Annotated in this window: 14 protein-coding genes; 8 read left to right on the top strand and 6 right to left on the bottom strand. The window is 70.6% G+C overall.

The features are described from left to right. Positions 1-76: 76 nt before the first annotated feature. From ACFWXO_RS14460 to ACFWXO_RS14450, 3 genes are all read right to left on the bottom strand, one after another. Positions 77-241: a hypothetical protein gene (locus ACFWXO_RS14460; RefSeq protein WP_375888401.1), complete on the bottom strand. Its 165-nt coding sequence runs from the start codon at positions 239-241 to the stop codon at positions 77-79. Continuing rightward, complete coding sequence (locus ACFWXO_RS14455) at positions 238-708, bottom strand: ATP-binding protein (RefSeq protein ID WP_380524154.1); 471 nt, start codon at positions 706-708, stop codon at positions 238-240. Before ACFWXO_RS14455 ends, ACFWXO_RS14460 begins: the two co-directional genes overlap by 4 nt. A gap of 104 nt (positions 709-812) precedes the next feature. After that, positions 813-1,997: a helix-turn-helix domain-containing protein gene (locus tag ACFWXO_RS14450; protein ID WP_380524152.1), complete on the bottom strand. Its 1,185-nt coding sequence runs from the start codon at positions 1,995-1,997 to the stop codon at positions 813-815. 83 nt (positions 1,998-2,080) lie between these two features. On the opposite strand from ACFWXO_RS14450, the gene ACFWXO_RS14445 reads away from it, so the two are divergent. From ACFWXO_RS14445 to ACFWXO_RS14435, 3 genes are read left to right on the top strand one after another with little or no spacing between them, the layout of a single operon-like run. Continuing rightward, on the top strand, positions 2,081-2,635 hold the full coding sequence (locus ACFWXO_RS14445) for a flavoprotein (protein WP_380524151.1): 555 nt from the start codon (positions 2,081-2,083) through the stop codon (positions 2,633-2,635). 5 nt (positions 2,636-2,640) lie between these two features. Continuing rightward, positions 2,641-3,213 (top strand): GNAT family N-acetyltransferase, encoded by a 573-nt coding sequence (locus ACFWXO_RS14440; RefSeq protein WP_380524218.1) that lies wholly within the window; start codon positions 2,641-2,643, stop codon positions 3,211-3,213. Beyond that, entirely contained in the window at positions 3,210-3,632 is a 423-nt protein-coding gene (locus tag ACFWXO_RS14435; RefSeq protein ID WP_380524150.1) for an NUDIX hydrolase, read from the top strand. The genes ACFWXO_RS14440 and ACFWXO_RS14435 overlap by 4 nt, the downstream gene beginning before the upstream one ends. 14 nt (positions 3,633-3,646) lie before the next feature. Here ACFWXO_RS14435 and ACFWXO_RS14430 read toward each other — a convergent pair whose 3' ends face one another. Then, positions 3,647-4,627, bottom strand: coding sequence for a heme A synthase (locus ACFWXO_RS14430; protein ID WP_375888415.1), 981 nt, complete (start codon positions 4,625-4,627; stop codon positions 3,647-3,649). A gap of 185 nt (positions 4,628-4,812) precedes the next feature. Between ACFWXO_RS14430 and ACFWXO_RS14425 the strand changes: the two genes are divergently transcribed. Together ACFWXO_RS14425 and ACFWXO_RS14420 are read left to right on the top strand one after the other, a co-directional pair. Continuing rightward, positions 4,813-6,159, top strand: a complete 1,347-nt coding sequence (locus ACFWXO_RS14425) for a choice-of-anchor A family protein (protein WP_380524147.1) — start codon at positions 4,813-4,815, stop codon at positions 6,157-6,159. A 354-nt stretch (positions 6,160-6,513) separates the two neighbouring features. Continuing rightward, a complete protein-coding gene (locus ACFWXO_RS14420; RefSeq protein ID WP_375888420.1) occupies positions 6,514-7,203 on the top strand; it encodes an LAETG motif-containing sortase-dependent surface protein in 690 nt (229 codons plus the stop codon). Between the two features lie 129 nt (positions 7,204-7,332). Here the strand turns inward: ACFWXO_RS14420 and ACFWXO_RS14415 are convergent, their stop codons facing one another. Together ACFWXO_RS14415 and ACFWXO_RS14410 are read right to left on the bottom strand one after the other, a co-directional pair. After that, on the bottom strand, positions 7,333-8,052 hold the full coding sequence (locus tag ACFWXO_RS14415; protein ID WP_380524216.1) for an ABC transporter permease: 720 nt from the start codon (positions 8,050-8,052) through the stop codon (positions 7,333-7,335). 50 nt (positions 8,053-8,102) lie between these two features. Then, positions 8,103-9,032, bottom strand: coding sequence for an ABC transporter ATP-binding protein (locus ACFWXO_RS14410; RefSeq protein WP_375888422.1), 930 nt, complete (start codon positions 9,030-9,032; stop codon positions 8,103-8,105). 177 nt (positions 9,033-9,209) lie between these two features. Between ACFWXO_RS14410 and ACFWXO_RS14405 the strand changes: the two genes are divergently transcribed. From ACFWXO_RS14405 to sufD, 3 genes are all read left to right on the top strand, one after another. Continuing rightward, positions 9,210-10,025: a helix-turn-helix transcriptional regulator gene (locus ACFWXO_RS14405; protein ID WP_375888425.1), complete on the top strand. Its 816-nt coding sequence runs from the start codon at positions 9,210-9,212 to the stop codon at positions 10,023-10,025. A gap of 49 nt (positions 10,026-10,074) precedes the next feature. Next, entirely contained in the window at positions 10,075-11,490 is a 1,416-nt protein-coding gene (gene sufB, locus ACFWXO_RS14400) for a Fe-S cluster assembly protein SufB (RefSeq protein WP_375888428.1), read from the top strand. A 62-nt stretch (positions 11,491-11,552) separates the two neighbouring features. Continuing rightward, complete coding sequence (gene sufD, locus ACFWXO_RS14395; RefSeq protein WP_375888431.1) at positions 11,553-12,785, top strand: Fe-S cluster assembly protein SufD; 1,233 nt, start codon at positions 11,553-11,555, stop codon at positions 12,783-12,785. Position 12,786 lies beyond the last annotated feature (1 nt).

The following is a 12,786-nucleotide window of genomic DNA, read 5'->3' as shown; positions in this document are numbered from 1 at the left end:
CCAGCTACGCCGTCGCGGCGCGCGCCGCCCCGCCCGCCCCGGTCGGCGCCGGGGGGCCGGCGGCGCGGACGGGAGTTCAGTGGGAGCGGTTGATCAGGATCAGGGCCGCGGCGATGACGTGCAGGCCCGCGGCGGTGGACACTCCGTAGGCGGCCCAGACCCGGGTGGGGTCGGGGGCGAGGGTGAGCGTCGGGGGAGTGTCAGCGGAGCCGTAACTCGGCTCGGGAGGTGGCGAGTTCACCGGGAGGTCGGCGTGGGCGTCGCGAGGTCGGCGTGGACGACCTTGCCGAACGGGAGGGGCGTGACGCCCCAGCGGCCGTGGGTGAGTCGGTGGACCATCGCCAGACCCCGGCCGGAGGTGGCGTCGGGGCCGGCCTGGACCATCACGGGCATCGAGCGGGACCCGTCACCGACGAGGATGCGGACGGTCCGGTCGGTGGGGCGGCGGACGCCGACGAACATGCGGGTCCGGCAGCAGGTCTCGACCGCATTGGTGGCCAGTTCGCTGACGATGACGACGGCGTCGTCCACCAGGTCGTCCAGCCCCCATTCCCGCAGCTTCGTGCGCACGAAGCGCCGGGCGGCGCCCACTGATTCGGGCCGGTACGGCAGGCAGATGGTCGCCAGTTCGGCGGACGAGTGGACGCTCGCATCCGGTCCCCGTTGGAGCAGGGCGTCGCCTCTCACAACGTTCGAGAGGAGGTTCATCGGCGCTTCTCCTTGGCGTGGCGATCTCGTTACGGAGAGCATCGCCGCAAGGGAAGGGTTGGACTATCACTCCTTGGTGATAGTCCAGCCTCAGAGAGTGATGATCAGATGCCGGCCCAGTGCGCCAGGTGCGCGAGAGTGTCCGGTGTCGAGCGGCGGGCTGAGACGAGCCCGGTAACCGTCTCCCGCACCATTGGGTGGTAGCGCATCTGCTGTGGCGCCAGCTCCCTTGCGCGCTGCAGCGACTTCAGCGAGGCCTCCGAGCGGCCGATCCACAACTGTGCCCGTGCCACCTCTGCGATGTGTGCGGCAGCCCGCGAGGCGGGCCACTCCGCAGGGATCTGGACCTGCTCGGCGGCTCGGACGGCTTCTGCGTACCGGTACTGCTCGGCCAGGGTCGCAACTTGGTGGACGGCGACGTTCGTCGGTCCGAACGAGAGCCAGTGCACTCGCATGGCCTCGCCGGTCACCTCGGCGATGCGCCCGGCCTCCGCGATGTGTTCGGCTGCCGTGTCGCCGTCCCCGGATCGCGCGGCCAACATGGCTGCGCCGAGGTGTAGTTGCCCGACCGCCACATCCCGGGGCCGACTGTGGTCGGCTTGTTCGAGGGTGCCCATGCCGACTCCTACGAGTCGCTTCCCGATGTCGTACTGGCCTGCTCGAAGGTAGACCAGCGACCGCAGGTACTGGCGGACTCCGGCAACCACCGGGTCGGATGCGCGCTCGGCCGCCCAGGCCATGCGGTCCAAGGCCACGACGCAAAGATCGCTGTAGCCCAACTTCGTGGTGATGTCGTAGGCCGTGCGGTAGGTGCTTGCCAGCACCTGCCATGCCTTCTCGGAAGGTGCCGTGTGTGCGGCCGTGGTGGCCTCGATCATCAGAGCTGGAAGGGTTCGGGCGGCGTCCTTGATACGGGTCTCGCGGATCTGGGCGCACAATTGCTCCGAGGCGGAGTGCAGTTCGTCCATCGAGCGCGGGGCAACCTCGGGATCGGCGCCGAGGTCGTACAGATCGAGTGCTTCGCGGATCGGCTGGATCAGCACGTCGAGTTCGTCCTGTTGCAACTCGGTCACGTACGGCTGACCGGTGAGATCGACGGTTTGGACGAACAGCGCCCGGGCGACGGCAGCGATTACCGCGGGTGTGGCCGGCTTGGCCCCCTGTTCGACCTTGGTCAGCATGCTGTAGGAGATATGGGCACGAGCGGCGAGTTCCCGCTGGGTCAGGTGGCGGAGCTTGCGGTACTGGGCGATGCGCTCGCCCGTGTGCTCGGAGATGTGCCTGGGCATACTGGTACTCCGTTCGTAGCAGCCACTCGGACGATACTCGCCGAAGGGGGCGGGTTGTGTTCCTACGAACAGGAGTTCAGGTTTTGACCGAGCACGCTGAGCCTTTCCTCTATGTCGTCGTCTGCGCCTCGGGAATCGCTGATGGCGTGGGCGAACTGATCACCGCTGCCCACGCGGAGGGGTGGAGCGTCGGGGTGATCGCCACTCCGAACACGCTTCCCTTCCTGGACCAGGAAGCCATCGAGGCCCAGACCGGCTATCCGATCCGCTCGGCCTGGCGCACACCCGGCAGTTCCCGGCCGCTGCCAGGGGCCGATGCGATCGCGGTCGTCTCCGCCACCTTCAACACGATCAACAAGTGGGCCCTCGGAATCACCGACACACTCGCGCTGGGCATCCTCTGCGAGGCGTACGGGCTCGGCATTCCCGTCGCCGTCCAGCCCTACGTCAACTCGGCCTTGGCCGCTCACCCGGCCTACTCGGAGAGCCTGTCCCGGCTGCGGTCGATGGGTGTCCTGATCGGCGACGCCGTGCCGCACAAACCCAAGTCCGGCGGGGCGCGCGACGAGTACAGCTGGGCCCATGTGCTCGACCTGCTCAGGCCTGCTCTCGGAAGCGTTTCCGAACGGACTACGTGACGTTCATGGGCAGGGGAGGCGTGATGGTGGCGGTTCGGCTGTTGGATGGTGAGCAAGCGGCCGAGCTGGAGGGCCGGTTGAAGGCGGTGTTCGCGGAGGCGTTCGCGGAGGCCCCCTACGGCGATGGGCCGGTTGACGTGGAGCGGGCGTTTCGCCGGTTCCGCTCGCAGGCGCGTCGGCGGGGGTTCCGGGCGGCGATCGCCTTCGACGGTGACACCGTCGTGGGCATGGCGTACGGCTACCCGCTGTCGGCGGACAGCGGATGGTGGGACGCCCTGATCGATCCCGTGTCCGAGGATCTCCGGTGTGAAGACGGCAACCGCACGTTCGGCCTCTTCGAGCTGGCGGTCCGACCCGGGTGGCGCCGCCAGGGCGTCGCCACCCGCATGCATCGCGTCCTCATCGAGGGCATCGACAATGCCCGGGTGATGCTGAACTCCCGAGCAGAGGCGACTGCGGCCCAGGCGTCCTACCGAGCGTGGGGCTACAGGCGCGTCGGGGCGGCGATCCCTTGGGAGGGCGCGGCCCGGCATGACGTGATGGTCCTCGAACTGACCCGCCCGGCGGCGCGAAGGTGACGCCGCTCCACTCTGTTTCCGTTGCGGGGGTGGTGGTGCGGGAGGACGGGCGGGTGTTGGCGATCCGGCGGGCTGACAACGGGGCGTGGGAGCCGCCGGGTGGCGTGCTGGAGTTGGATGAGGGCATCGAGGACGGAGTGTGCCGGGAGGTCTACGAGGAGACCGGGATCCATGCTGGTGTGGAGCGGCTGACCGGGGTCTACAAGAACCTGCGGCGAGGGGTTGTCGCGCTCGTCTTTCGCTGTCGGCCTGAGGGCGGAGAAGTGCAGCTCTCGGATGAATCGATTGAAGTCGGCTGGCTCACGGCGGACGAGGTATCCGAGCGCATGGCAGAGGCCTATGCCGTGCGTGTCCTGGACGCGCTTCGAGAGGATTCGGCACCGAGCATCCGTACGCACGATGGACGGCGGCTGTTGTGACACAGCGACGGTGCTCAGACTGCGGCGGCCTGGGGGGCCTGGGTGGGGAGTTCGGTGAGCTTCTCCTCTACCTCGCGGGTGCGGAGGGCGAGGGGGATGCGGAGGGCGGCGATCCACGTCAGGCTTGCGCCCAACATGTGCAGGCCGACCATGAGTTCCGGCGCGTCGGTGAAGTACTGGATGAAGCCGAGGACGCCCTGAAGGAGCAGGACGATCAGCAGTTCCCTGGTGCGGGCCTTGGCTGCGGGCGGGGCCTTCACGGCTGCGAAGACGAAGATCATCGCGATGGTGAGGCCGACCGAGACGAACGCGAAGTCGGCGTGGAACTGGGCCAACCTGTCGTAGTCGATCGGGATGCGGGGGACGATCTTGTTGTCCTGCGGGGTGCCCGGGTGGTGGCCGGCTCCGGTGACCAGGGTGCCTGCCGCGACCAGGAGGCCGACCACGGTGACCAGGACGTAGGAGAGCTGGTGGATGGGGCGGGCGACCGCGAGCTTGGGGGCGCCGTCGCCTTCCTTCGAGCGCTCCCACATCAGGAGGGCGACCCAGACGAGCGCCATCGCGGCGATCATGTGCAGCGCCACGGTGTACGGGTTGAGGCCCGTCAGCACCGTGATGCCGCCGAGGACCGCGTTGCTCATCACGATCCAGAACTGGGCCCAGCCGAGCTTGGTCATGCTGCGCCGCCACGGCCGGTGGCAGCGCGCGGCGAGGATCGCCCAGCCGACGGCCGCGCTCAGCACGTACGTCAGCATCCGGTTGGTGAACTCGACGATGCCGTGGAAGCCCATCTCCGCGGTGGGCGTCAGGCTCTCGGCGGTGCAGCGGGGCCACGTCGTACAGCCGAGGCCGGAGGCGGTGAGCCGGACGGCGCCGCCGGTGACGACGATCACCACGCTCATCACCAGCGCGGCGAACGTGGCGCGCCGGACCATCGCGGCGGAGGGCTGCCAGCGCTCGGCGAGCAGGGAGAAGGGGTTCAGCACGCGCTCCATCGTAGGCGGCCTTACGGGCGATCTTGGGGCGGGGCGCGGGGTGCGGCCGCCGGTGATCAAACCGGACTGTTCGGACAAGGCGGTCAGTGGTCTTGACCATTCACCCGTTTGGCCGAAAGAGTGCGGATTGGTCCATACCTATTTCGGGCCTCTCCCACTCCTCCCGCACAAGCGGAGACCCGCACATGCGCATATCCACCTCCGCCGCCGCGTTCGCGGTCGGCGGCTCGCTCGCACTCGCGAGCCTGATCGCCCCAGCTGCCCAGGCCGTCGGCACCACCGGCACCGATGAGCAGTGCCGCAGCCTCGGGGTCGCCAACCTCTACGGCGAGTTCATCGAGGGCGACGACACCCACACCCCCGACGCCGAGGGCGCCGTCGCCGTCGGCGGCAACGCGAACTTCACCGGCGGCTTCTCCGTCGGCCAGGAGCTCACCGCCGCCGAGGTCGACGCCCTGCCCGGCAAGAACGCACTGGTCGTCGCGGGCAGGATCACCGGCCACAACACCCAGGTGATGAAGGGCAACGGCGTCTACGGCTCCAAGGCCGACGGCGCCGTGGTCGAGGCCCACCAGGGCAAGATCACCCAGGGCGCCTCGCCGATCGACTTCAAGGCCGAGTTCGCCAAGCTGCGCGCTGCCTCCACCGCGCTGGCCGCCGTGCCGCAGACCGCCGGGGCGACCGTCCAGGCCGACGGCGGCAAGCTGACCTTCACCGGCGGCGACGCCACGTACAACAGCTTCACCGTCGACGCCGGGAAGCTCCAGGGCGCCAAGGGCGTCTACGTGAAGGTCCCGGTCGGCGCGGTGGCCGTCATCAACGTGACCGGCGGCTCGTACGACATGGCCGCGGCCGGGACCAGTGGCTTCTTCCTCTGGGACGCCGGGAAGTCGGACTTCGTGCTGGACGACAAGCTGCAGAGCGCGTCGAACGGGGCCGTCCGCTCCAAGCTGCTCTGGAACTTCCCGACCGCGACCAAGGTGACCAAGAAGGGCGACGCCGCCTGGGCCGGCTCCGTGCTGGCGCCGAACGCGGCCGTCTCGCTGAACACCCCGGGTGTCAACGGCCAGCCGCCGTCCGGCGGTGCGCCGATCAACGGCTCGGTGATCGCGGCCTCGCTGACCGGTACCTCCGGCGCGGAGACCCACCACTTCCCCTTCACCGGCTGCCTGCCCGGCACCACCGTGCCGACCACCCCGGCCACGCCGCCGGTCACCCCGCCGGTGACGCCGTCCGGCACGCCGACCACTCCGGTGACGCCGAGCGCCTCGACCGGCCCGTCCGGCTCCCCGAGCACCCCGGTGACCGGCAGGCCGAGCCCGAGCGGCTCGGCCAGTCCGTCCGCCTCCTCCTCGGCGGCCGTGCCGGGCGGTGCTTCGGCCAGCCCGTCCGCGTCCGCGAACGAGGGCGGCAACCTGGCGCACACCGGCTCCGGCCCGGTTCTGCCGCTGGCCATCGGCGGCGCCGTCGTCCTGGCGGCCGGTGGCGGGATCGTGGTCGCGGCCCGGCGCAAGGCCGCGAAGCGGGCCTGAGGGACCTGAGGGGTCCGAGGGGCCTTGAGGGGCCTGAAAGGCCTGAGTGCTCCGACCGTTCGTCGACGTGTCGACAGGGCGCCCCCGGTGATTGAACCTGATCACCGGGGGCGCCGTTGTTCTGAAAGTGACCAAGTTCATTCAAGTGTGCCGAATTCGCGTTCTGCGAGGTGGCGGCTGTGATGGGCTGGTCGAGCACATCCAAGAACGCACGGACAGACGAAATCCGGTCGTACGGCGGGGTGTGGCGAGGTGCGGAAGTGCCGGTAGAGTCCCCCGGACATGTCGTAGTGGGCCACTGCGAACCACTTCAACCCGCCTGCTGCGTACGACCGTTCGGAGGGGAACAGGGTAATGGCGCGACAGCAGCGGCACATTCGGATGGGCGCGGCGGCACTCGCCGGTACGGCGGCGGCCGGAATTCTCCTGCCGCTGGCACTGGCCACCAACGCCTCGGCGCACGTGCCGACCTGGTCGGTGACCTGCGACAAGGTCGTGGTCGACCTGATCAACTACAGCCCCAAGGCCGACGTGAAGAACACCGTCAGCCTCACCATCGGTGACGAGAAGGTCGTGGACGCCCAGGGGTTCCCGGCGGAGTTCCACGGCAAGTACCCGGTGAAGGACCACGACGCCCCGATCGTCGCCCACCTGGTGGTCAAGACCACCGAGACCCCGGCGGAGAAGGGGTGGAACATCGACGAGACCAAGACCATCGCGCCGTGCCACACCCCGACCCCGACGCCCACCCCGACCCCCACCAAGACGCCCACCCCCACGCCGACCCCGACGCAGACGCCGACCGGCACCCCGTCGACGACGCCCACCCCGAGCGGGACCCCGTCGGCCACCCCGACCCCGACCCCCAGCCGGACGACCCCGGCCGCCCCGGCCCCGGCGCCCAGCACCAGCGCCCCGGCGCTGGCCCAGACCGGTGGCAATGACGCCACCCCGATGATCGCGGCGGCCGGCGGCGGCGTGCTGCTGGTCGGCGGCGCGCTCGTGCTGCTCGCCCGCAAGCGTCGCGGCGGCACCCAGGGCTGACCCCCGGTGACCGGCTAGAACACCTGGCGCCCCCGACCTCAACAGGTCGGGGGCGTCAGGCGTTGACGGGGAGGCGGCCACTCCCGGTGGCCACTCCTGGCTGCTGCTCCGGGTGGCTGCTCCGGGCGGCTACTCCCAGCGGAAGAACCGGGCGGCCGCGGCCAGCCCCAGGACGGCCCAGCCGGCCAGGATCCCGAGATCCGACCAGGGCACCCCGGAGCCGTGCTGGAGCACCGAGCGCAGCCCGTCCGAGAGCGCCGAGATCGGCAGCAGCTCCAGCGCCGACCGCACGGCGTCCGGGAACCTGCCCAGCGGCACGATCACCCCGCCGGCCAGCAGCAGCAGGATGAACACCAGGTTGGCGGCGGCCAGGGTGGCCTCGGCCTTGAGGGTGCCGGCCATCAGCAGGCCGAGCCCGGAGAAGGCGGCGGTGCCGAGGACCAGCAGGGCGGCGACGGCCAACGGGTTGCCGTGCGGGGACCAGCCGAGGGCCAGGGCGATCACCGACAGCAGGGCGACCTGGAGGACCTCCGTCACCAGGACGCAGCCGGTCTTGGCGGTCAGCAGCGTCCAGCGCGGCAGCGGGCTGGCGCCGAGCCGCTTGAGCACGCCGTAGCGGCGCTCGAAGCCGGTGGCGATGGCCTGCCCGGTGAAGGCGGTGGACATCACGGCCAGGGCGAGCAGGCCGGGCGCCAGGAAGTCGACCCGCTTGCCGGGGCCCTCCACGGTGACGACGTCCACGGCGGAGAACAGCACCAGCAGCACGGTCGGGATGACCACGGTGAGCAGCAGCTGCTCACCGTTGCGCAGCAGCATCTTCGTCTCGAAGGCGGTCTGGGCGAGCAGCATCCGGCCGACGGGTGCGGCACCGGGCTTCGGCGCGTAGTCGGTCGTGGTGGTCACGAGCGGAGCTCCCGTCCGGTCAGGTCGAGGAAGACGTCTTCGAGGCTGCGGCGCTGTACGGCCAGCCGCTCGGGCAGGATGCCGGAGGCCGCGCACCAGCCGGTGACGGTGGCCAGCAGCCGGCTGGGGTCGAGGGGTGCCTCGACGCGGTAGCTGCCGGGGGCGGTCTCGGTGGCGGTGGCGCCGGCGGGCAGCTCCTTGAGCAGCGGGCCGAGGTCGAGGCCGGGCGGGCCGTCGAAGCGCAGGGCGTCCTCGGCGCCGCCGCGGCACAGCTCGGTCACGGTGCCGTCGGCGATGACCTTGCCGCGGTCGACGACGGCGACGCGGTCGGCGAGCTGTTCGGCCTCGTCCATGTGGTGGGTGGTGACGACCACGGTGACGCCGTCCCGGCGCAGGTCGCGGACCAGGTCCCAGGTGGCGCGGCGGGCCTGGGGGTCGAGGCCGGCGGTGGGCTCGTCCAGGAAGACCAGTTCGGGGCGGCCGACCACGGCCATCGCGAGGGCGAGCCGCTGCTGCTGGCCGCCGGAGAGCCGGCGGTAGGTGGTGCGGCCGCAGGAGCCGAGGCCGAGGCGCTCGACCAGGGCGTCCACGTCCAGCGGGTGGGCGTGCAGCTTGGCGGTGTGCCGGAGCATCTCGACGGCGCGCGCGCCCGCGTACACGCCCCCGGACTGGAGCATGACGCCGATCCGGGGCCGCAGGGCGGCGCTCTGGGCGACCGGGTCGAGGCCGAGGACGCGGACGGTGCCGGCGTCGGGGCGCCGGTAGCCCTCGCAGGTCTCGATGGTGGTGGTCTTCCCGGCGCCGTTGGGGCCGAGGACGGCGGTGATCGCGCCGGTCGCGATGGTCAGGTCGAGGCCGTCCACCGCGACCTTGTCGCCGTAGCGTTTGACCAGCCCGGAGACCTGGACCGCGGGTTCGGAATGCATACCGGCGAGTCTAAGAGGACCGAACACCCGGGCCGAACGCCCGGTCCGGAGGCCGGCCTTGGTGATCATCGATGCAGGTCAGGTAAGGCTTACCTGCGTGACAGATGACACGAGTGAGGCCTGCATCACGGCTTGTCCTGCCGGAAGTAATTACGCAACACTGGTGTTGTGAAAAACATGCGCGAGCACACCCCGCAGCAGGAGGCCGAGTCGGCCCCCGGCTGCGACGTGCCCGTGACGGCCGCCGAGGTGCTGCTGGAGGGCCACCGGGCCACCAGGGACCGGGTCGCCCGGTCGATCCTGGACCACGGCCCCTCCTCCGCCGCCGACCTGGCGACCCGGCTCGGCCTCACCGCCGCCGCCGTCCGCCGCCACCTGGACGGCCTGGCCGCCGCCCGTCTGGTCGAGTCCCGCGAACAGCGGGTCTACGGCAGCCGGGGCCGGGGCCGCCCCGCCAAGGTCTTCGCCCTCACCGACGCCGGCCGGGACGCCTTCTACCAGGCGTACGACCAGCTCGCCGCCGACGCGCTGCGCTGGATCTCCGACGCGGTGGGCGGCGGCAAGGCGGGCGAGGAGGCGGTCGCCGCCTTCGCCCGCGCCCGGTTCGGCAAGCAGGGCGAGAAGTACCGGGAGACACTGCTGGGGGCCGAGGCGCAGGAGCGTCCGGAGGCCCTCGCCCAGGCGCTGAGCGCGGACGGGTACGCTGCCACGGTGCGGCGTGTCCCGTCGGCCGTGGCCAAGGCCCCGGCGGGCGCCCAGCTCTGCCAGCACCACTGCCCGGTCGCGCACATCGCCGAGCAGTTCCCGCAGCTCTGCGAGGCGGAGACCGAGGTCTTCTCCCAGCTCCTGGGCACCCATGTGCAACGGCTGGCCACCATCGCCCACGGCGACGGGGTCTGCACCACCTATGTGCCGGCACCCGGTGCCGCATCGTCGCCTGCCCAGCCCCCGGCGGGCCGCGGTTCCGATGCAGTGCCGACTGCCAGCACATGAAAACTCCGCGTCCACCGAAGATTCAGCGTCCGCGCGTTAGGAAGCTCGCATGACTGACACCGTTTCGCACCCCGAGCTCGAAGGCCTCGGCAATTACGAGTACGGCTGGGCCGACCCGGACGCCGCCGGCGCCGCGGCCAAGCGCGGGCTCAGCGAGGAGGTCGTCCGCGACATCTCGGCGAAGAAGAACGAGTCCGAGTGGATGCTGAACCTGCGGCTCAAGGGCCTCAAGCTGTTCGGCAAGAAGCCCATGCCGACCTGGGGCTCCGACCTCACCGGCATCGACTTCGACAACATCAAGTACTTCGTGCGCTCCACCGAGAAGCAGGCCGAGTCCTGGGAGGACCTGCCCGCGGACATCAAGGCCACCTACGACCGGCTGGGCATCCCGGAGGCGGAGAAGCAGCGCCTGGTCGCCGGTGTCGCCGCCCAGTACGAGTCCGAGGTCGTCTACCACCAGATCCGCGAGGACCTGGAGGAGCAGGGCGTCCTCTTCCTGGACACCGACACCGCGCTGCGCGAGCACCCGGAGATCTTCAAGGAGTACTTCGGCACCGTCATCCCGGCCGGCGACAACAAGTTCGCCGCGCTGAACACGGCGGTGTGGTCCGGCGGTTCGTTCATCTACGTGCCGAAGGGCGTGCACGTGGACATCCCGCTCCAGGCCTACTTCCGGATCAACACCGAGAACATGGGCCAGTTCGAGCGGACGCTGATCATCGTCGACGAGGACGCCTACGTCCACTACGTCGAGGGCTGCACCGCGCCGATCTACTCCTCCGACTCGCTGCACTCGGCGGTCGTCGAGATCATCGTCAAGAAGGGCGGCCGCTGCCGCTACACGACCATCCAGAACTGGTCGAACAACGTCTACAACCTGGTCACCAAGCGCGCCGTGGCGTACGAGGGCGCGACCATGGAGTGGGTCGACGGCAACATCGGCTCCAAGGTCACCATGAAGTACCCGGCCGTCTACCTGATGGGCGAGCACGCCAAGGGCGAGACCCTGTCGATCGCCTTCGCGGGCGAGGGCCAGCACCAGGACGCCGGCGCCAAGATGGTGCACATGGCGCCGAACACCTCCTCCAACATCGTCTCCAAGTCGGTGGCGCGCGGCGGCGGCCGGACCTCCTACCGCGGTCTGATCGAGATCGGTGAGGGCTCCAAGGGCGCCAAGTCCAACGTGCTGTGCGACGCGCTGCTGGTCGACACCATCTCCCGCTCGGACACCTACCCGTACGTGGACGTCCGCGAGGACGACGTGTCCATGGGCCACGAGGCGACCGTCTCCAAGGTCAGCGAGGACCAGCTGTTCTACCTGATGAGCCGGGGCATGACCGAGTTCGAGGCGATGGCGATGATCGTCCGCGGCTTCGTCGAGCCGATCGCGCGCGAGCTGCCGATGGAGTACGCGCTGGAGCTCAACCGGCTGATCGAGCTGCAGATGGAGGGCGCGGTCGGCTGACGACCGGCCGAACCGCTGCCATCCATCCGGATTTCCTGAGGAAGAGAGCACTACGAACAGCCATGGCTGACGTTCAGAACACCACCGGCTCCACCACCGCCGGTTCGATCGAGGTCGGTACCGCCGGCGCGGGCGAGCAGCTCGCCGGCCCCGGCACCGGCCGGACCAGCGTCCACCAGCCGATCGACGCGCGCGTCGCGGTCAAGCCGTCCTTCGACGTGAACGACTTCCCGGTGCCCACCGGCCGCGAGGAGGACTGGCGGTTCACCCCGCTGCACCGCCTCGCCGGCCTGCACGACGGCACCGCCGCCGCCGGTGAGCGGGGCGCGGACAAGGTCGAGTTCGCGCTGCCGGACGGCGTCACCGCCGAGACCGTCGGCCGCGACGACGCCCGGCTGGGCAAGGCCGGCACGCCGGTCGACCGGGTCGCCGCGCAGGCGTTCAGCGCGTTCGAGCAGGCCCTGGTGGTCACCGTCCCCAAGGACGCGGTGCTGACCGAGCCGGTCAGGATCGACGTGCGCGCCGAGGGCGGGGTCCGCTTCGCCCACGTGGTGATCGACGTCAAGCCGTTCGCCGAGGCCGTCGTGGTGCTCAACCACGAGGGCACCGGCACCCGGGCCGCCAACGTCGAGCTGCTGGTCGGCGACGGTGCCAAGCTCACCTTCGTCTCCGTCCAGGACTGGGACCGGGACGCCGTCCACGTCGCCCAGCAGAGCGCGCTGGTCGGCCGGGACGCCTCGTTCAAGTCCGTGGTCGTCACCTTCGGCGGCGACCTGGTGCGCCTCCACCCGCGGGTCAACTACGCGGCCCCCGGCGGCGAGGCCGAGCTGTTCGGCCTGTACTTCGCCGACGCCGGCCAGCACCTGGAGCACCGCCTGGTCATCGACCACGACACGCCGCACTGCCGGTCGAACGTGGCGTACAAGGGCGCGCTGCAGGGCCAGGACGCCCACGCGGTCTGGGTCGGCGACGTGCTGATCCGCGCCGCCGCGCTCGGCACCGACACCTACGAGCTCAACCGGAACCTGGTGCTCACCGACGGCGCCCGGGTCGACTCGATCCCGAACCTGGAGATCGAGACCGGCGAGATCGTCGGCGCCGGCCACGCCTCGGCGACCGGCCGCTTCGACGACGAGCAGCTGTTCTACCTGATGGCCCGCGGCATCCCGGCCGACGAGGCCCGCCGTCTGGTGGTCCGCGGCTTCTTCGCCGAGCTGCTCCAGCAGATCGGGGTCGCCGAGGTCCAGGAGCAGCTCCTGGTGAAGATCGACGCAGAGCTGGAAGCGGCGGTCTGAT

This window comes from Kitasatospora sp. NPDC059088, assembly GCF_042738155.1.
Classification (GTDB): domain Bacteria; phylum Actinomycetota; class Actinomycetes; order Streptomycetales; family Streptomycetaceae; genus Kitasatospora.
Note: the sequence above shows the minus strand (reverse complement) of the source record. Positions and strands in the feature narration are given on the sequence as shown.